The sequence below is a fragment of the Streptomyces sp. NPDC001220 genome (genome assembly GCF_053597895.1).
The window spans coordinates 121,806-135,874 of sequence record NZ_JBSFJE010000017.1; the positions used below are offsets into that span (position 1 = coordinate 121,806).

The 14,069-nt window shown below is 70.3% G+C and carries 14 protein-coding genes; 5 read left to right on the plus strand and 9 right to left on the minus strand.

Annotated elements, in window-relative coordinates:
- The first annotated feature begins 8 nt into the window (after nt 1-8).
- Nucleotides 9-1,367: a hypothetical protein gene (locus ACWDGI_RS34605; protein ID WP_450765933.1), complete on the plus strand. Its 1,359-nt coding sequence runs from the start codon at nt 9-11 to the stop codon at nt 1,365-1,367.
- A gap of 1 nt (nt 1,368) precedes the next feature.
- Here the strand turns inward: ACWDGI_RS34605 and ACWDGI_RS34610 are convergent, their stop codons facing one another.
- Nucleotides 1,369-1,791: a MarR family winged helix-turn-helix transcriptional regulator gene (locus ACWDGI_RS34610; protein WP_450765935.1), complete on the minus strand. Its 423-nt coding sequence runs from the start codon at nt 1,789-1,791 to the stop codon at nt 1,369-1,371.
- Between the two features lie 62 nt (nt 1,792-1,853).
- Between ACWDGI_RS34610 and ACWDGI_RS34615 the strand changes: the two genes are divergently transcribed.
- Both ACWDGI_RS34615 and ACWDGI_RS34620 read left to right on the plus strand, forming a co-directional pair.
- A complete protein-coding gene (locus ACWDGI_RS34615) occupies nt 1,854-2,915 on the plus strand; it encodes an FUSC family protein (protein WP_450765937.1) in 1,062 nt (353 codons plus the stop codon).
- 268 nt (nt 2,916-3,183) lie between these two features.
- Nucleotides 3,184-3,867 carry a DUF899 family protein gene (locus ACWDGI_RS34620; RefSeq protein ID WP_450765939.1) on the plus strand — a complete coding sequence of 228 codons (684 nt, stop codon included), beginning with the start codon at nt 3,184-3,186 and terminating at the stop codon, nt 3,865-3,867.
- Between the two features lie 104 nt (nt 3,868-3,971).
- Here the strand turns inward: ACWDGI_RS34620 and ACWDGI_RS34625 are convergent, their stop codons facing one another.
- Nucleotides 3,972-4,565: a YceI family protein gene (locus tag ACWDGI_RS34625; protein WP_450765941.1), complete on the minus strand. Its 594-nt coding sequence runs from the start codon at nt 4,563-4,565 to the stop codon at nt 3,972-3,974.
- Nucleotides 4,566-5,047: 482 nt separating this feature from the next.
- Between ACWDGI_RS34625 and ACWDGI_RS34630 the strand changes: the two genes are divergently transcribed.
- Nucleotides 5,048-6,643, plus strand: a complete 1,596-nt coding sequence (locus ACWDGI_RS34630) for an acyl-CoA carboxylase subunit beta (protein WP_450765943.1) — start codon at nt 5,048-5,050, stop codon at nt 6,641-6,643.
- A 34-nt stretch (nt 6,644-6,677) separates the two neighbouring features.
- Nucleotides 6,678-6,875, plus strand: coding sequence for an acyl-CoA carboxylase subunit epsilon (locus ACWDGI_RS34635; protein WP_089098553.1), 198 nt, complete (start codon nt 6,678-6,680; stop codon nt 6,873-6,875).
- Nucleotides 6,876-7,260: 385 nt separating this feature from the next.
- Here the strand turns inward: ACWDGI_RS34635 and ACWDGI_RS34640 are convergent, their stop codons facing one another.
- The 7 genes from ACWDGI_RS34640 to ACWDGI_RS34670 form a co-directional block, all read right to left on the minus strand.
- On the minus strand, nt 7,261-7,842 hold the full coding sequence (locus tag ACWDGI_RS34640) for a GTP-binding protein (protein ID WP_046729246.1): 582 nt from the start codon (nt 7,840-7,842) through the stop codon (nt 7,261-7,263).
- A complete protein-coding gene (locus tag ACWDGI_RS34645) occupies nt 7,823-8,392 on the minus strand; it encodes a DUF742 domain-containing protein (RefSeq protein WP_450765945.1) in 570 nt (189 codons plus the stop codon). Before ACWDGI_RS34645 ends, ACWDGI_RS34640 begins: the two co-directional genes overlap by 20 nt.
- Nucleotides 8,393-8,488: 96 nt before the next feature.
- The gene (locus tag ACWDGI_RS34650) at nt 8,489-8,902 is read right to left on the minus strand and encodes a roadblock/LC7 domain-containing protein (RefSeq protein WP_005479603.1); all 414 of its coding nucleotides are present in this window, start codon (nt 8,900-8,902) and stop codon (nt 8,489-8,491) included.
- Between the two features lie 10 nt (nt 8,903-8,912).
- Complete coding sequence (locus ACWDGI_RS34655) at nt 8,913-12,206, minus strand: nitrate- and nitrite sensing domain-containing protein (protein ID WP_450765947.1); 3,294 nt, start codon at nt 12,204-12,206, stop codon at nt 8,913-8,915.
- A 381-nt stretch (nt 12,207-12,587) separates the two neighbouring features.
- Complete coding sequence (locus ACWDGI_RS34660) at nt 12,588-13,163, minus strand: GTP-binding protein (protein ID WP_046729249.1); 576 nt, start codon at nt 13,161-13,163, stop codon at nt 12,588-12,590.
- Nucleotides 13,144-13,542: a DUF742 domain-containing protein gene (locus tag ACWDGI_RS34665; protein WP_019058642.1), complete on the minus strand. Its 399-nt coding sequence runs from the start codon at nt 13,540-13,542 to the stop codon at nt 13,144-13,146. The genes ACWDGI_RS34660 and ACWDGI_RS34665 overlap by 20 nt, the downstream gene beginning before the upstream one ends.
- A gap of 110 nt (nt 13,543-13,652) precedes the next feature.
- The gene (locus ACWDGI_RS34670) at nt 13,653-14,066 is read right to left on the minus strand and encodes a roadblock/LC7 domain-containing protein (protein WP_005479910.1); all 414 of its coding nucleotides are present in this window, start codon (nt 14,064-14,066) and stop codon (nt 13,653-13,655) included.
- Nucleotides 14,067-14,069: the final 3 nt, after the last annotated feature.

The window sequence follows — 14,069 nt, forward strand, 5'->3', positions numbered from 1 at the left end:
TGCGGAACATGAAGTCCGTGCTGCGGACCCGGACCCGAAGCCTCCCAGGCCTGCTGCTGGCCCTGCTGGTGATCGCCCTCACGGCGTTCGCTCCGCAGGCCACGGCGGCCACCGGTGTCTCGACGATCGCCGACGCCCTGCGCAGGAGCCCGGTGTACGTCGACCCGGCGGCCGCCGCCCAGCTCTCCACGGCCGAGGCCGACACGCTGGCCCGGCAGATCAAGGACGCGAACAAACCCCTGTTCATCGCGGTCCTGCCGGCCGGCTACCCCACCCAGGACCTCTTCACGAACCTGCGCACCGCCACCGGCGTCACCGGCCTGTACGCCGTCCGGCTCGGCGACCGCTTCGACGCCCGCGCCGACTCCTCGGTGCTGCCCCGGACGGCCGTGCGGAACCTGGTCACCAGCGTCCAGGGCGAGACCGCGAACACCCAGCTGACCGACTTCACGAACCGCGCCCTGACCAACCTCGGCGGCAAGGCGCCCTCGACCTGGGGCGGCGGCAGCGCGGACGGCTCCGGCGTCTCCAGTACGGCGCTCATCGCGATCGGCGCGGTGGTCGTGGCCGGCGGGGCGGGCGCCTACACCCTGGTCCGCCGCAACCGCAGGCGCCACCAGGAGGAGCAGCGGGCCGCCCTGGACCGGCTCCGGGTGGTCGTGGACGAGGACATCACCGCCTTCGGTGAGGAACTGGACCGGCTCGACTTCCACCCGGCCGAGCCCCGGGCCGACGACGCCATGCGCGCGGACTACGAGCGCGCGCTGAACGCCTACGACCAGGCGAAGCAGTACATGGCCGACGCCCGGAGACCGGAGGACGTGCGGTCGGTCACCCAGGCGCTGGAGGACGGCCGTTTCTCGCTGGCGCAGCTCGCCGCCCGCCGCGAGGGCCGCCCGCTCCCGGAGCGCCGGCCGCCGTGCTTCTTCGACCCCCGGCACGGCCCCTCGGTCACGGACGCCACCTGGACCCCGGCCGGCGGCTCGCCCCGCGAGGTCCCGGTCTGCGCGGCCGACGCCACCCGGCTGGCCGACGGCCGCGACCCGGCGATCCGCGAGGTCGACACCGACCACGGCCGCCGCCCCTACTGGGACGCGGGCCCGGCCTACGGCCCCTGGGCGGGCGGCTACTTCGGCGGCGGCCTCCTCCCCGGCCTGCTCATCGGCACGGCCCTGGGCGGCTGGATGTCCGCCCCCGCCTACGCGGCCGACTACGGCACCGGATACGGCGACTTCGGCACCGGCGGCTACCAGGGCGGCGACCTGTCGGGCGCGGACTTCGACCCCGGGGACTTCGGCGACTTCGGTGGCGGCGGGGACTTCGGCGGCGGTGGCGGCGACAGCGGGGACTTCGGCGGCGGTTTCTGACCTACTCCGCGTCCACCAGCCGCTCCAGCACGGCGGCCGCGAGCGACAGCACCCCGCGCTCGGTCTCGCTCAGCGTCCCGAACGCCTCGGCCAGCCAGGCGTCCCGCTGGTCCATGTCGGCCTCCAGCGCGCGCCGCCCCGCCCCGGTCAGGCTCAGCAGGGACTGCCGGCGGTCGGATGGGTCCGGCGCCCGCCCGACCAGCCCCTCCGTCTCCAGCTCCGCGAAGACCCGGGTCAGCGACTGCGGCCGCTGCCGCTCGGCGGCCGCGACCTCGCCGGGCGTGGACCGCCCGTGCCGGTACAGATGGCCGAGCACCGACAGCTGATTGGGACTGAGGCTCCCGTCCCCGCGCTCCTGCCGCAGCCGACGGTTGAACCGGAGGACGGCACGACGGACGCGGGCGGCTTCGGCGAGGTGCTCCATAGGCCAGATCGTACGCGATTACTTACTACCTGCTGGCCTTCCTGGCCCGTATTCTCGGTCCAGTGACCGCCAAACTCATACGCAACGCGTACGAAGCCGGGCTGACGATGACGGCCGTGCTGCTCTGCTGGGGAGCCGCGCTGATGCTGGAGGGGGCCGCCGGGCTGCACACCGATGTGCTGGTCCTCGCGGTCGCCCTCACCCTGACCCTCGCCGCCACCCAGCGCACCGCCGACACCCGCAGGCGGCTGATGGCGCTGGTGCTGCTGCCCGTGACCGCCGCCGCCTCGGTCTTCGTCGGCCGGCTGCTCGCCTCGCACTACGCGGCGGGCGCGGTCGTCTACACGGCCGGGATGGCGCTGGCCATCTGGATCCGCCGGTACGGCCCGGCCGGCACCAAGGCGGGCACGCTGATCGCCCTTCCCCTGGTGGCCCTGCTGGTGGTCCCCGGCCCCGCGCTGCCGGCGGCGGCGCAGAGCGGCCTGGTGACCTGGGGCTGGTCGGCGCTGATCGGGGTGCTGGCCTGCGGCTCGGTCTGGCTGGTGCAGGCAGTCGGCGCCCGCTACAGCCCCTGGCGCGCGGCCCCGACCCCCGACCCGCCCCCAAGCCGCTCGCGTCTGAACCCACGCCCCAGCACCCGCATGGCCCTGCAGATGGCGGCGGGCATCGCGACCGCCTTCGTGCTGGGCCGTGTCCTCTTCGACGACCACTGGCCGTGGGCCGTCCTGACCGCGTACGTCGCGGCGAGCGGCAACCGAGGCCGGACCGACGTCCTGCGCAAGGGGGCCGAACGGCTGGCCGGGGCATGCGTGGGCACACTCCTGGCGACGGCGGTGGCGGAGGCGGGCGTCACCGGCCACACCGCCGTGGCCCTGATGTTCGCCGTCCTGGCCGTCGCCCTGTGGCTGCGCCCTCTCAACTACGCGTACTGGGCGGCCGGCATGACCACGGCCCTCTCCCTGCTCCTCGGCTACTTCGGCCAGAACGCGGAATCCCTGCTGCCGACCCGCCTGGCAGCCATCGCGGTGGGCGCGGTCCTCTCGGTGGCCTCGGCGTGGTGGCTGCTGCCGGTACCCCGCAGAAGGACGACGGCACGCCCCGGGGCACGGCCGAGCGAGGCCTAGTCAGGAGACGGTGGGTGGCTACTTCTGTGCAGTTGACGCCTGCACTGCCGATTCACGCCGGTCGAGCAAGGAGCGGTACAGGGCGTACCGCTCCTCAGGCACGGCAGGTAGATGCTCGTCCCGAACGCCGAAGGCGCGAAGGAAGGACAGTGCTGCCTCCTCGGGGGTGGTGCTGGTCCGCCTGGCGCGTCTCTACGAAGGTGAGTGAGTCGGGTCACCGGCCTAGACTTGGGGGTCTGGGCGGGGGACCCCACCCCAGGAGGACGCGATGGCGCGGCAGACGAGGCTGGTCGGGGAGTCCGGGGAGTACGCCGGTGCCCGCGAGGAGCTGCGGCTGGCCGAGATCGAGCTGATGCGGCGCCGGGAGGAGGTCGCGGCGCTGCGCCGGGCGCTCCCGCCGGGGCCGGCCGTCGACGACTACGTCTTCCTCGAAGGGCCGTCAGGCCTCGACGCCGGTGACACCCCGGTCCGTGAGGTCGCGTTGAGCGAGCTGTTCTCCGGCCCCGAACGCCCGCTGATCGTCTATCACTTCATGTACGGCAAGCTTCAGACCAGCGCCTGTCCGATGTGCACGATGTGGATCGACGGCTACGACGGCATCGCCCACCACGTGTCCCGGAACGCGGACTTCGTCATCGCCGCGGCCGCCGACCCGCCCGTCCTCCGCCAGTACGCCCGCGACCGCGGCTGGCACCGGCTGCGGCTGCTCAGCTGTGGTGACAACACGTTCAAGTACGACCTGGGCAGCGAGGACGAGGACGGCGAGCAGGACTCCACGGTCTCCGTCTTCACCCGCGACGGCGACGGCACCGTCCGGCACGTCTACTCCGCCCATCCGCGCATGGCCGACGACACCCGGGAGCGCGGCATCGACCTGCTGACACCCGTCTGGCACCTGCTCGATCTGACCCCGCAGGGACGCGGCGACTGGTACCCGACCACCGACTACTAGGGCACGCGCGGGACATCCGGACACGGCCGAGCGCCCGCCCTCAGGGGAGTCGAGGGCGGGCGCTCAGCGGGCGTGATCGGGGCCGGCGGTCCGGCGCCGCGGGCTCACGCGTTCTTGATCGCGGAGATGTCGAAGTTCAGCTTGATCTTGTCGGAGACCAGGACGCCGCCGGTCTCCAGCGCCGCGTTCCAGGTGACGCCCCAGTCGGAGCGCTTGATCTCGGCCTTGCCCTCGAAGCCGACGCGCTCGTTGCCGAACGGGTCCTTCGCGGCGCCGTTGAACTCCAGGTCGATGGTGACCGGCCGGGAGACACCGAGGATCGTGAGGTCGCCGGTGATGCGGTAGTCGTCGCCGCCGAGGGCCTCCGCCTTGGTGGAGCGGAAGGTCATCGTCGGGAACTCGTCCGTCTTGAAGAAGTCCGCCGACTTCAGGTGACCGTCACGGTCCGGGCTGCCCGTGGTGATGCTCTCCATCGTGATGTCGAGGGTGGCGGTGGACTTCGCCGGGTCCGAGCCGTCCAGGTGCAGCGAGCCCTCGAACTGCTGGAAGCTGCCCTTGACGTTGGTGACCATCGCGTGGCGGGCCACGAAGCCGAGCGTGGTGTGCGCCGGGTCGATCGTGTAGTCGCCGGTCAGCGCGGCCGTGTCGGCGCCGGGGACGCTGGCGGTGTCGTCGTTCTTGCGGCCGAAGATACCCATGACGTGCTCCTTGAGGGGGACGGGTCGCGGCCTAGGAGCGGTGGATGCCGAAGGCGCGGACCGTTGATGTTTAACGTTCAACGAACTCAACGGCGCCTACCGTAGCCCTATTCCGTACAACCTTCAACATCATCCGTTCGCGTGTCGCGTTCATTACGCACCGTAATGCCGTCCGGGCCGAATCGCGACACGACGGGAGCGGGTGGCGAGGGTGCGGTTAGGCTCGGAAGAGAGTGGAGCCGGAGGGGCGGGGGGACCGCCGTCCGGGGGCCCTTTCACTCCTGGGGTGGTATGGGCCGGCCATGAATGTGAGGCGCGTCTCAGGCCCCGCCTTTGTGGCACCCCTACAACGCCACAGCCCCCTGAGCAGTCGGAACGGCTGCATGTCGCTCTGGTTCTGTTCAGTGGTTCCAGGAAAACGGGTCGGAGACTGTACGGAGTCGACGTCTCGTAATCCTTGGTGTCCTTCGTAAGGTCGCTACATGACCGTTTTGGAAGAGACGACGGGTGAGCCCACCGGCGAGCCGACGGACGCGCGCGGGCGGGTCGCCGAGCTGCACGAGATCCGTGCGGCGGCCGTGGCGGGGCCCAGCGAGAAGGCGACCGAGGCACAGCATGCCAAGGGCAAGCTCACGGCCCGGGAGCGCATCGAGCTGCTCCTGGACCCGGACTCCTTCCAGGAGGTCGAGCAGCTGCGCCGGCACCGCGCGGTCGGTTTCGGCCTGGAGGCCAAGAAGCCCTACACCGACGGCGTCATCACCGGCTGGGGCACGGTCGAGGGCCGTACCGTCTTCGTCTACGCCCACGACTTCCGGATCTTCGGCGGCGCGCTGGGCGAGGCCCACGCCACCAAGATCCACAAGATCATGGACATGGCCATCGCGGCCGGCGCCCCGCTGGTCTCCCTGAACGACGGCGCCGGCGCCCGTATCCAGGAGGGCGTCTCCGCGCTCGCCGGCTACGGCGGCATCTTCCAGCGCAACACCAAGGCGTCCGGTGTCATCCCGCAGATCTCCGTGATGCTCGGCCCCTGCGCGGGCGGCGCGGCCTACAGCCCCGCCCTCACCGACTTCGTCTTCATGGTCCGCGAGACCTCGCAGATGTTCATCACGGGACCGGACGTCGTCAAGGCGGTCACCGGCGAGGAGATCACCCAGAACGGCCTCGGCGGCGCCGACGTGCACGCCGAGACCTCCGGTGTCTGCCACTTCGCGTACGACGACGAGGAGACCTGCATCGCGGAGGTCCGCTACCTCCTCTCGCTCCTCCCGCAGAACAACCGCGAGAACCCGCCCCGGGTCGACTGCACGGACCCGGTGGACCGTCGCAGCGACGTCCTCCTGGACCTGGTCCCGGCCGACGGCAACCGGCCGTACGACATGACCAAGGTGATCGAGGAGATCGTCGACGACGGCGACTACCTGGAGGTCCACGAGCGCTGGGCGCGGAACATCATCTGCGCGCTGGCCCGGATCGACGGCCAGGTCGTGGGCATCATCGCCAACCAGCCGCAGGTGCTGGCGGGCGTCCTGGACATCGAGGCGAGCGAAAAAGCTGCGCGCTTTGTCCAGATGTGTGACGCTTTCAATGTTCCGATCGTCACCTTCCTGGACGTACCGGGCTTCCTCCCCGGCGTCGACCAGGAACACGGCGGGATCATCCGCCACGGCGCGAAGCTCCTCTACGCCTACTGCAACGCGACCGTGCCCCGGATCTCACTGATCCTGCGCAAGGCGTACGGAGGTGCCTACATCGTCATGGACTCCCAGTCGATCGGTGCCGACCTGACGTACGCCTGGCCGACGAACGAGATCGCGGTCATGGGCGCCGAAGGTGCCGCCAACGTGATCTTCCGTCGGCAGATCGCCTCCGCCGAGGACCCCGAGGCCATGCGGCAGAAGATGGTCAAGGAGTACAAGGCCGAGCTCATGCACCCCTACTACGCGGCCGAGCGCGGCCTGGTCGACGACGTCATCGACCCGGCCGAGACCCGCGAGGTGCTCGCCAAGTCGCTGGCGATGCTGCACACCAAGCACGCCGACCTGCCGTCCCGTAAGCACGGCAACCCCCCGCAGTAATCCTGCGGAAACCTCTCTCACGGAGACTGAATCCATGAACGTCCCTGACATTCGCGTGGAGAAGGGCAACGCAGACCCGGAGGAAGTCGCCGCCATAACGGCGGTCCTCCTGGCCCGCGCGGCCGCCCGGCCGACCGCCGACACCGAGCAGACCCACCGAGGCCGCGCGAAGGCCGGCTGGCGCCGCCTGGAACGCGAGAACGGCTTCCGCGCCCCGCACAGCTGGCACTGAGCTCTCGCCGCAGCGTCGACACACGGCCCCGCTCCCCCTTCGGGAGGGCGGGGCCGTGGTCGTGTTCCGTGGCGCCACGGACTCGGATGCCGGACCCGCCAAGCGGCGGGCGCGTCCCTGAGCGACCCGTGGGCGGCCTGCGACCGCCGGGCCCGGCTTCCTCTCCCGGAGGCCCTGCCGGGCCGCACCAGGGGCCCCTACGGCGCTGCAGGCGCGTGCCTGGGCGCGCGCCCGCAGCGCCGAGCGCCCGGCGCGCGCCGGGCGTACGAGGAGCGCACCACCGCGAAGAGGGTCCCGAACAGCCGCGTCTGACGAAGCGGCACACGACGGGGGTACGACAAAGGGCCCCGTTCCGGGTGGAAGGGGCCCCTCGGAGAGACGACCGCTAGCGCAGGCGGGCCATCAGGGCGTGCTCGACCAGGGTGATCAGGGCCGACTTGGCGTCCGCGCGATGGCGGGCGTCCGTCGTGATGATCGGGGTGTCGGGGCCGATCTGGAGCGCCTCGCGGACCTCTTCCGGGTTGTACGGCTGGTTGCCGTCGAAGCCGTTGAGGGCGATGACGAAGGGGAGACCCGAGTTCTCGAAGTAGTCGACCGCGGGGAAGCAGTCGGCGAGACGGCGGGTGTCCACGAGGACGATGGCGCCGATGGCGCCGCGTACCAGGTCGTCCCACATGAACCAGAAGCGGTCCTGGCCCGGCGTGCCGAACAGGTACAGGATCAGGTCCTGGTCCAGGGTGATGCGGCCGAAGTCCATGGCGACCGTGGTGGTCGTCTTGTCCCCGGTGTGGGTGAGGTCGTCGATGCCGGCAGACGCGGACGTCATCACGGCCTCTGTGCGCAGCGGGTTGATCTCCGAGACGGCACCGACGAACGTGGTCTTGCCCACGCCGAAGCCGCCCGCCACCACGATCTTCGCGGAGGTGGTGGAGCGGGAAGGACCGCCGCTAGAGCTTGCGAAGTCCACTGAGCACCCTTTCGAGCAGTGTCACGTCTGGCTGGCCACCGGCGTTCTCGTCGCCGCCGGGCTGATGGATGGCGACCAGGCCCGCCTCCGCCAAGTCGGCGACGAGGATCCTGGCCACGCCGAGAGGGATCGACAGGAGGGCCGAGACTTCGGCCACCGACTTGATCTCCCGGCAGAGGTTGCAGATCCGCTGATGCTCGGGCAGCTGGCCCTGCATCTGGTGCGGCTGCGCGGTGGTGTGCACCAGTGCCTCGATGGCGAGCTGGTACCGCGGGCGGGTCCGGCCACCGGTCATGGCGTACGGACGCACCAAGGGGTTGTTCGACCCCGAGGCCGGCGCCGGCTCGGGACGACGCTGCGGCTGTACCGGCTGGATGCGCGGCGCCGGCGGCTGGTCGTACGGCGACGGGCCGGGGCCCTGCGGTGCGTACGGCTGCCGGTGGCTAGGCGCGGAGGGGAAGTTGTACCGGTTCGCGGAACCGTCGCCCTGGCCCTGCGCAGGACCGTACGACCAGTTGCCGTTATTCGAACCGTTTGGGGGTGTTGCCACTTTCTCTCCTCCTCCGACCGTGCCGGGCACCCATCCCTGTGGAGCCGCGTCCCGAAACCTTACGGCCCCGGGACGCTAAAACGCACCGTCTGACTGTTAGTTGAGAAGGCTTCCCTGGAGTTCCGCACGCAGATCCGGGGTAAGAACGGTGCCTGCTCGGTCCACCAAAAGGGCCATCTCGTACCCAATCAGGCCGATGTCGGCCTCCGGGTGGGCCAGAACGGCCAAGGACGACCCATCGGAAACGGACATGATGAACAGGAATCCCCGCTCCATCTCCACAACCGTCTGATTCACGCTGCCGCCCTCGAAAATCCGGGAGGCGCCTGCCGTCAGAGACGTCAGACCGGAGGCGACGGCCGCGAGCTGGTCGGCGCGGTCGCGGGGGAAGCCTTCGGACATCGCCAGAAGGAGTCCGTCGGCGGAGACCACCACCGTGTGGGACACCCCCGGGGTGTTGTCCACGAAGTTGGTGATCAACCAGTTCAGGTTCTGTGCCGCCTGGCTCATCGGGCTCACACTAACGCTCCTGGTTGTAGGTGCTGTCAGGACCACTGTGCTGATTCCTAGTGGCCTGGCCGTTCGTTTCACTGCCTGCGTTGCGTCCGCGCTGGACGCCCCTGCGCAGGTTGCTCAGCCTGCCCCGGACGTCCTCCGGGGCGCGGGAGACCTGTGGGCCTCCCTGAGGGGTGTTCTCGGCGGCTCCCTCGACCAGGTTGGCCTTGGGAACCCGCCTCGGCAGGCCGGAGGACGTGACCCCGCCCGCCTTGGGCTTGCGCAGCTGCGAGGCCTGCTGCCAGCGCTCGTCGTTCGCCGAACGCCAGCTGTCGTCGCCGTTGGACTCCGGAGCCGAGGCTCGCGGAGCCGCCGGAGCCGAAGCCGCGGCCGGAGCGTGCTGCGCGGGAGCCGGGCCGTTGCCGTTCGGGCCGCCGGATCCCCGGCGGGGGAGCCCGGCGTCGGTCAGCCGGTGCCCCCCGGAAGGGGTCGCTCCCGGACGGTCGAAGCCTACGCGGTTTCGTTCGTCCACGTCACCGGCCTGCGCCGATTCCGCTTCGGGAGCGTACTGGGCCGGGTAGCCGTTCTGGTAGCTGTCCTGCTGCTGCCCCTGCTGCGGCCAGTCGTCCTGGTAGGGCTGCTGCTCCCCGAACGCCGGGAACGACTCGGAGGCGGCGGCCTGGGCGGCCGCGGGCTCCTCCTGGGCCGGTTCCGGATACGCGGGCTCCGGGTAGCCGCCGCTGGTGGCGAAGGGGTCGGCCGAGAACGTGTCGTTCCGCGGCAGGCCGCCGTTCGGCGCGTAGTACTGCTCGTCGTACGCGCCCTGCGGCTGCTCCTGGTACTGCTGCCCGGCGTCGAAGCCCGTGGGCTGTTCCTGGAAGCCCGTACCGTTGCTGTCGTAGCCCTGCCGGCCCCGGTCGAACTCGTCGGCGTACGCCGGGATCTCCGCGGTCTCCTGGGGGTTCTGCGCGGCCTGCCCGGGCTGCGCCTGGGCCTCCAGGGCCGCACGGCGCTCCTCACGCAACAGGGAGCGGCCGACGGGGTCCAGGTCCCGGATGTCGTCGGGGACCTCCACGTAGCGGCTGTCGTCGAAGCCCAGCTCGGCCGCCGTACGCATCGGCTGGAGCTGCGGCTGCTGGCTGAAGTTCTCAGCCTGGAACTGCTGCTCCGGGATGATCTGCGAGACCGTGAACTCCTCGCGGTCCAGGGGCTGTTCGCCGCCGCCACCGTGGGTGATGGCGTCCGGCAGCATGACCAGCGAGGTGGTGCCCGCCTGCTCGCCGGAGGGGCGCAGCTGGACCCGGATGCCGTGCCGGTCGGAGAGCCGGCCGACCACGAAGAGGCCCATGCGCTGGGAGATCGCGGCGTCCACGGTCGGCGGGTTGGCCAGCTTGTGGTTGATGTCCGCGAAGTCCTCGGCGGTGAGGCCGATGCCCTTGTCGTGGATCTCGATCATGATGCGGCCGTCGGGGAGACGGGTCGCGGTGACGCGGACCTTGGTCTGCGGGGAGGAGAACGTCGTCGCGTTCTCCAGCAGCTCGGCGAGCAGGTGCACGAGGTCGGTGACCGCGCGGCCGTGGATCTCGGCCTCCGGGACGCCGGAGAGCTCGATGCGCTCGTACTGCTCCACCTCGGAGGAGGCGGCGCGGAGCACGTCGACCAGCGGGACCGGCTGGTCCCAGCGGCGGCCGGGCTCCTCGCCGGCGAGGACGAGGAGGTTCTCGCCGTTGCGGCGCATACGGGTCGCGAGGTGGTCCAGACGGAAGAGGTTCTCCAGCTGGTCCGGGTCGGCCTCGTTGTTCTCCAGGTCGGTGATCAGGGTCAGCTGGCCCTCGATCAGCGACTGGTTGCGGCGCGACAGGTTGGTGAAGATCGCGTTGATGTTGCCCCGCAGCAGGGCCTGCTCGGCGGCGAGCCGGACGGCCTCGCGGTGGACCTGGTCGAACGCGCGGGCGACTTCGCCGATCTCGTCGGTCGAGGTGATCGGGATCGGCGCCACCCGGGTGTCGACCCGGCCGGGGTCGGTGCGGGAGAGCTGGTCGACCAGCATCGGCAGGCGCTGCTCGGCGATGCCGAAGGCGGCGTTGCGCAGCTGGCGCATCGAGCGGGACATCTGGCGGGCCACCATGCCGGCCAGGATGAACGCCGCGAGCAGGGCGACCACGACCGCGGCACCGGTGATGAACGCGTCCGTCTTCGCGTTGTCCGCGATGTCGGAGGCCTCGCTCACCGCCTTGTCGGCCATGTCCGACTCGATCGTGCGGTAGGCCTGGTACTTGAGGGTGTTGACCGTCCACCAGTTCTCGGCGGTGACGCCCTGGGCGGCCAGCGCCTGGCGGGTGCTGGTGTCGGTGTCCTGCAGCGTCGCCAGCGCCTGGACCATCGCGTTGTCCTTGGTCGGCGGGGCCACGTAGTTCGGGTCCTTGGCCTTGGCCTGCTGGACCAGGGCCGCGCCGTCGGACTTGATCTTCGTCTGGAGGTCGTTCAGCTTCTGCGCGTCCGCCTCGGTGCCACCGCCGATGTACTCCTCGACGGCGATGCCTTCGAGATAGGCGTACGACGAGAGGGCGACCCGCTGGCTGGCCAGGTTGCCGGCGTCCGGGCCGGGCTTGATCAGCAGGTGCATGCCGATCGAGCGCTCCAGGGACAGGGCCGCCTTGGTGAGCGAGATGGCGTAGACGGTACGGCCGTAGGAGGTGATGTTTCCGGTGCCCAGACCGAGCTCGTTGGCGAACTCCATCAGCGGGTGGGCGACCTGGGTGTATCCCTCTTCGGTCTGCACACCGGTGAGCTTGGTGGTGTACGCCGTGGCACGGAGGGCCGTGAGTTTGGGCTCGGCCTCGCGGAACAGCTTCAGGCGGCGCTCCAGGCCGGCCTTCTGCGGCATGTTCTGCGCGGCCGCGTCGAAGGCGTCGGCGGCCTTGTCGGTCGCCGCGCGCGCCGCGGTGACGGTGGCCTTGTCCTTGTTCAGGAGCAGCGGCGCCGCGGTGGTGTCACGCTCGTTGTAGAGGGCGTCGGCGTAGCTGAGGGAGGCGCGGACCAGGCGCGCGGTGTTCTCCGCGTCCCGGGCCTCGTTCCAGGTGTCGATGGAGTTCTTCACCTGGAAGCCGCCCATGACCAGACCGACGACCACGGGTATGAGCAGAATCGCGTTCAGCCTGGTCGGCACTCGCCAGTTGCGCGGGGAGAAACGGCCGCCGCTCTTCGCGGGCGCGGCCGGTGGTTCCGCGGCTGGCACAGGGGTGGGCGCCGCAGCGCGCGGCGGCGGGGTGAAGTTGCCCCGTGCCGACGGCTCGGGACCGTTCTTGCTTCGCCTCACTCGACCAACAACCTCTCGGCGGCGGGCACCTATCGTCGTGCCGCAGTCTCTCAGAGCCCGGTGTGTCTCAGACCACTACTCAGTACGTCTTTGACTATTGGGCAGTTCAGGCATTCCAGCATGGGGGCCTCCGCAGTTCCAAACAGCGGAAAGCGATGGAGTGCGGTCTTGTAAGGCCCAGATAAAACGGTCATAAAGAGCGAGCCCCGCCAAAAGGCGGGGCCGTTGTGAGCGCAGCGGTACCGCGCGACCGCGACGCGTGGCGATACCACTGGATTCCTCTGCCGAAACGTTATGAACACCGGAGCCGACCGTGTCAAAGGCCACAGTCGGCTCCGGTTTCCGTACGACAACTGCCGTACATGACGAACGACTTGGGTGCTACCGCAGCCGTGCCATGAGGGCGTGCTCCACCAGCGTGATCAGCGCACTCTTGGCATCCGCGCGGTGCCGGGCGTCCGTGGTGATGATCGGCGCGTCCGGGCCGATCTGCAGTGCCTCGCGGACCTCTTCGGGCGTGTAGGGCTGGTGTCCGTCGAAGCCGTTGAGCGCTATGACGAACGGCAGACCGCTGTTCTCGAAGTAGTCCACCGCCGGGAAGCAGTCGGCGAGACGGCGGGTGTCCACCAGCACGACGGCACCGATGGCGCCGCGTACCAGGTCGTCCCACATGAACCAGAAGCGGTCCTGGCCCGGCGTGCCGAACAGGTACAGGATCAGGTCCTGGTCGAGCGTGATACGTCCGAAGTCCATGGCCACCGTGGTGGTGGTCTTGTCCCCGGTGTGGGTGAGGTCGTCGATGCCCGCCGAGGCGGACGTCATCACGGCCTCCGTGCGCAGCGGGTTGATCTCGGAGACCGCTCCCACGAACGTGGTCTTGCCGACGCCGAAGCCGCCCGCCACCACGATCTTCGCGGAGGTGGTGGCCCGACCTCCGTCAGAGCTTGCGAAGTCCACTGAGCACCCTTTCGAGCAGCGTCACGTCAGGTGCGCCACCGTTGTTCTCGTCGCCGCCCGGCTGGTGGATGGCGACCAGGCCGGCCTCGGCGAGGTCGGCCACCAGGATCCGGGCCACACCGAGCGGCATGGCGAGCAGCGCCGAGACCTCGGCGACCGACTTCACCTCACGGCACAGGTGGCAGATGCGCTGGTGCTCCGGGAGCAGCCCCATGAGCGCTGCCGGGTCGGCCGTCGTGCTGATCAGCGCCTCGATGGCGAGCTGATAGCGCGGCCGGGTCCGGCCGCCGGTCATCGCGTAAGGACGTACCAGCGGCTGGTCGCCCTCGTCCCCGTACGGCTCCGCGTACGGATCATGAGAGGCGGTGGGCGGGGTCATCGTTCCTCCGGGCGGGACAGCAAGTCGGTCAGTCGTGCCGTCGGACGTGGCCGGTGGGGGGATTGTGGCGGCCGGACGGTGATTTGGTGAGGCGGGTTGGATCCGGGCTGTCAGTGGAGCAGACTGCCTTGCAGTTCGGCGCGCAGGTCGGGCGTGAGCACCGCGCCCGCGCGGTCGACCAGGAGCGCCATCTCGTAGCCGACGAGGCCGATGTCGCACTCGGGGTGGGCCAGGACCGCGAGGGACGACCCGTCCGAGACGGACATCAGGAAGAGAAAGCCGCGCTCCATCTCGACGACCGTCTGCGCGACGTCGCCGCCCTCGAAGATCCGGGACGCCCCGGCCGTCAGCGAGGTGAGTCCGGACGCGACGGCCGCCAGCTGGTCGGCACGGTCACGGGGGAAGCCTTCGGACATCGCCAGAAGGAGACCGTCGGCGGATACGACGACGGTGTGGGACACACCTGGGGTGTTGTCCACGAAGTTGGTGATCAACCAGTTCAGGTTCTGTGCCGCCTGGCTCATCGG

Bases quoted from the DNA above. Each gene is read 5' to 3' on its own strand.
- ACWDGI_RS34605 (WP_450765933.1), top strand. From the start codon at position 9: ATGAAGTCCGTGCTGCGGACCCGGACCCGAAGCCTCCCAGGCCTGCTG.
- ACWDGI_RS34610 (WP_450765935.1), bottom strand. From the start codon at position 1,791: ATGGAGCACCTCGCCGAAGCCGCCCGCGTCCGTCGTGCCGTCCTCCGG.
- ACWDGI_RS34620 (WP_450765939.1), top strand. From the start codon at position 3,184: ATGGCGCGGCAGACGAGGCTGGTCGGGGAGTCCGGGGAGTACGCCGGT.
- ACWDGI_RS34625 (WP_450765941.1), bottom strand. From the start codon at position 4,565: ATGGGTATCTTCGGCCGCAAGAACGACGACACCGCCAGCGTCCCCGGC.
- ACWDGI_RS34630 (WP_450765943.1), top strand. From the start codon at position 5,048: ATGACCGTTTTGGAAGAGACGACGGGTGAGCCCACCGGCGAGCCGACG.
- ACWDGI_RS34635 (WP_089098553.1), top strand. From the start codon at position 6,678: ATGAACGTCCCTGACATTCGCGTGGAGAAGGGCAACGCAGACCCGGAG.
- ACWDGI_RS34650 (WP_005479603.1), bottom strand. From the start codon at position 8,902: ATGAGCCAGGCGGCACAGAACCTGAACTGGTTGATCACCAACTTCGTG.
- ACWDGI_RS34665 (WP_019058642.1), bottom strand. From the start codon at position 13,542: ATGACCCCGCCCACCGCCTCTCATGATCCGTACGCGGAGCCGTACGGG.
- ACWDGI_RS34670 (WP_005479910.1), bottom strand. From the start codon at position 14,066: ATGAGCCAGGCGGCACAGAACCTGAACTGGTTGATCACCAACTTCGTG.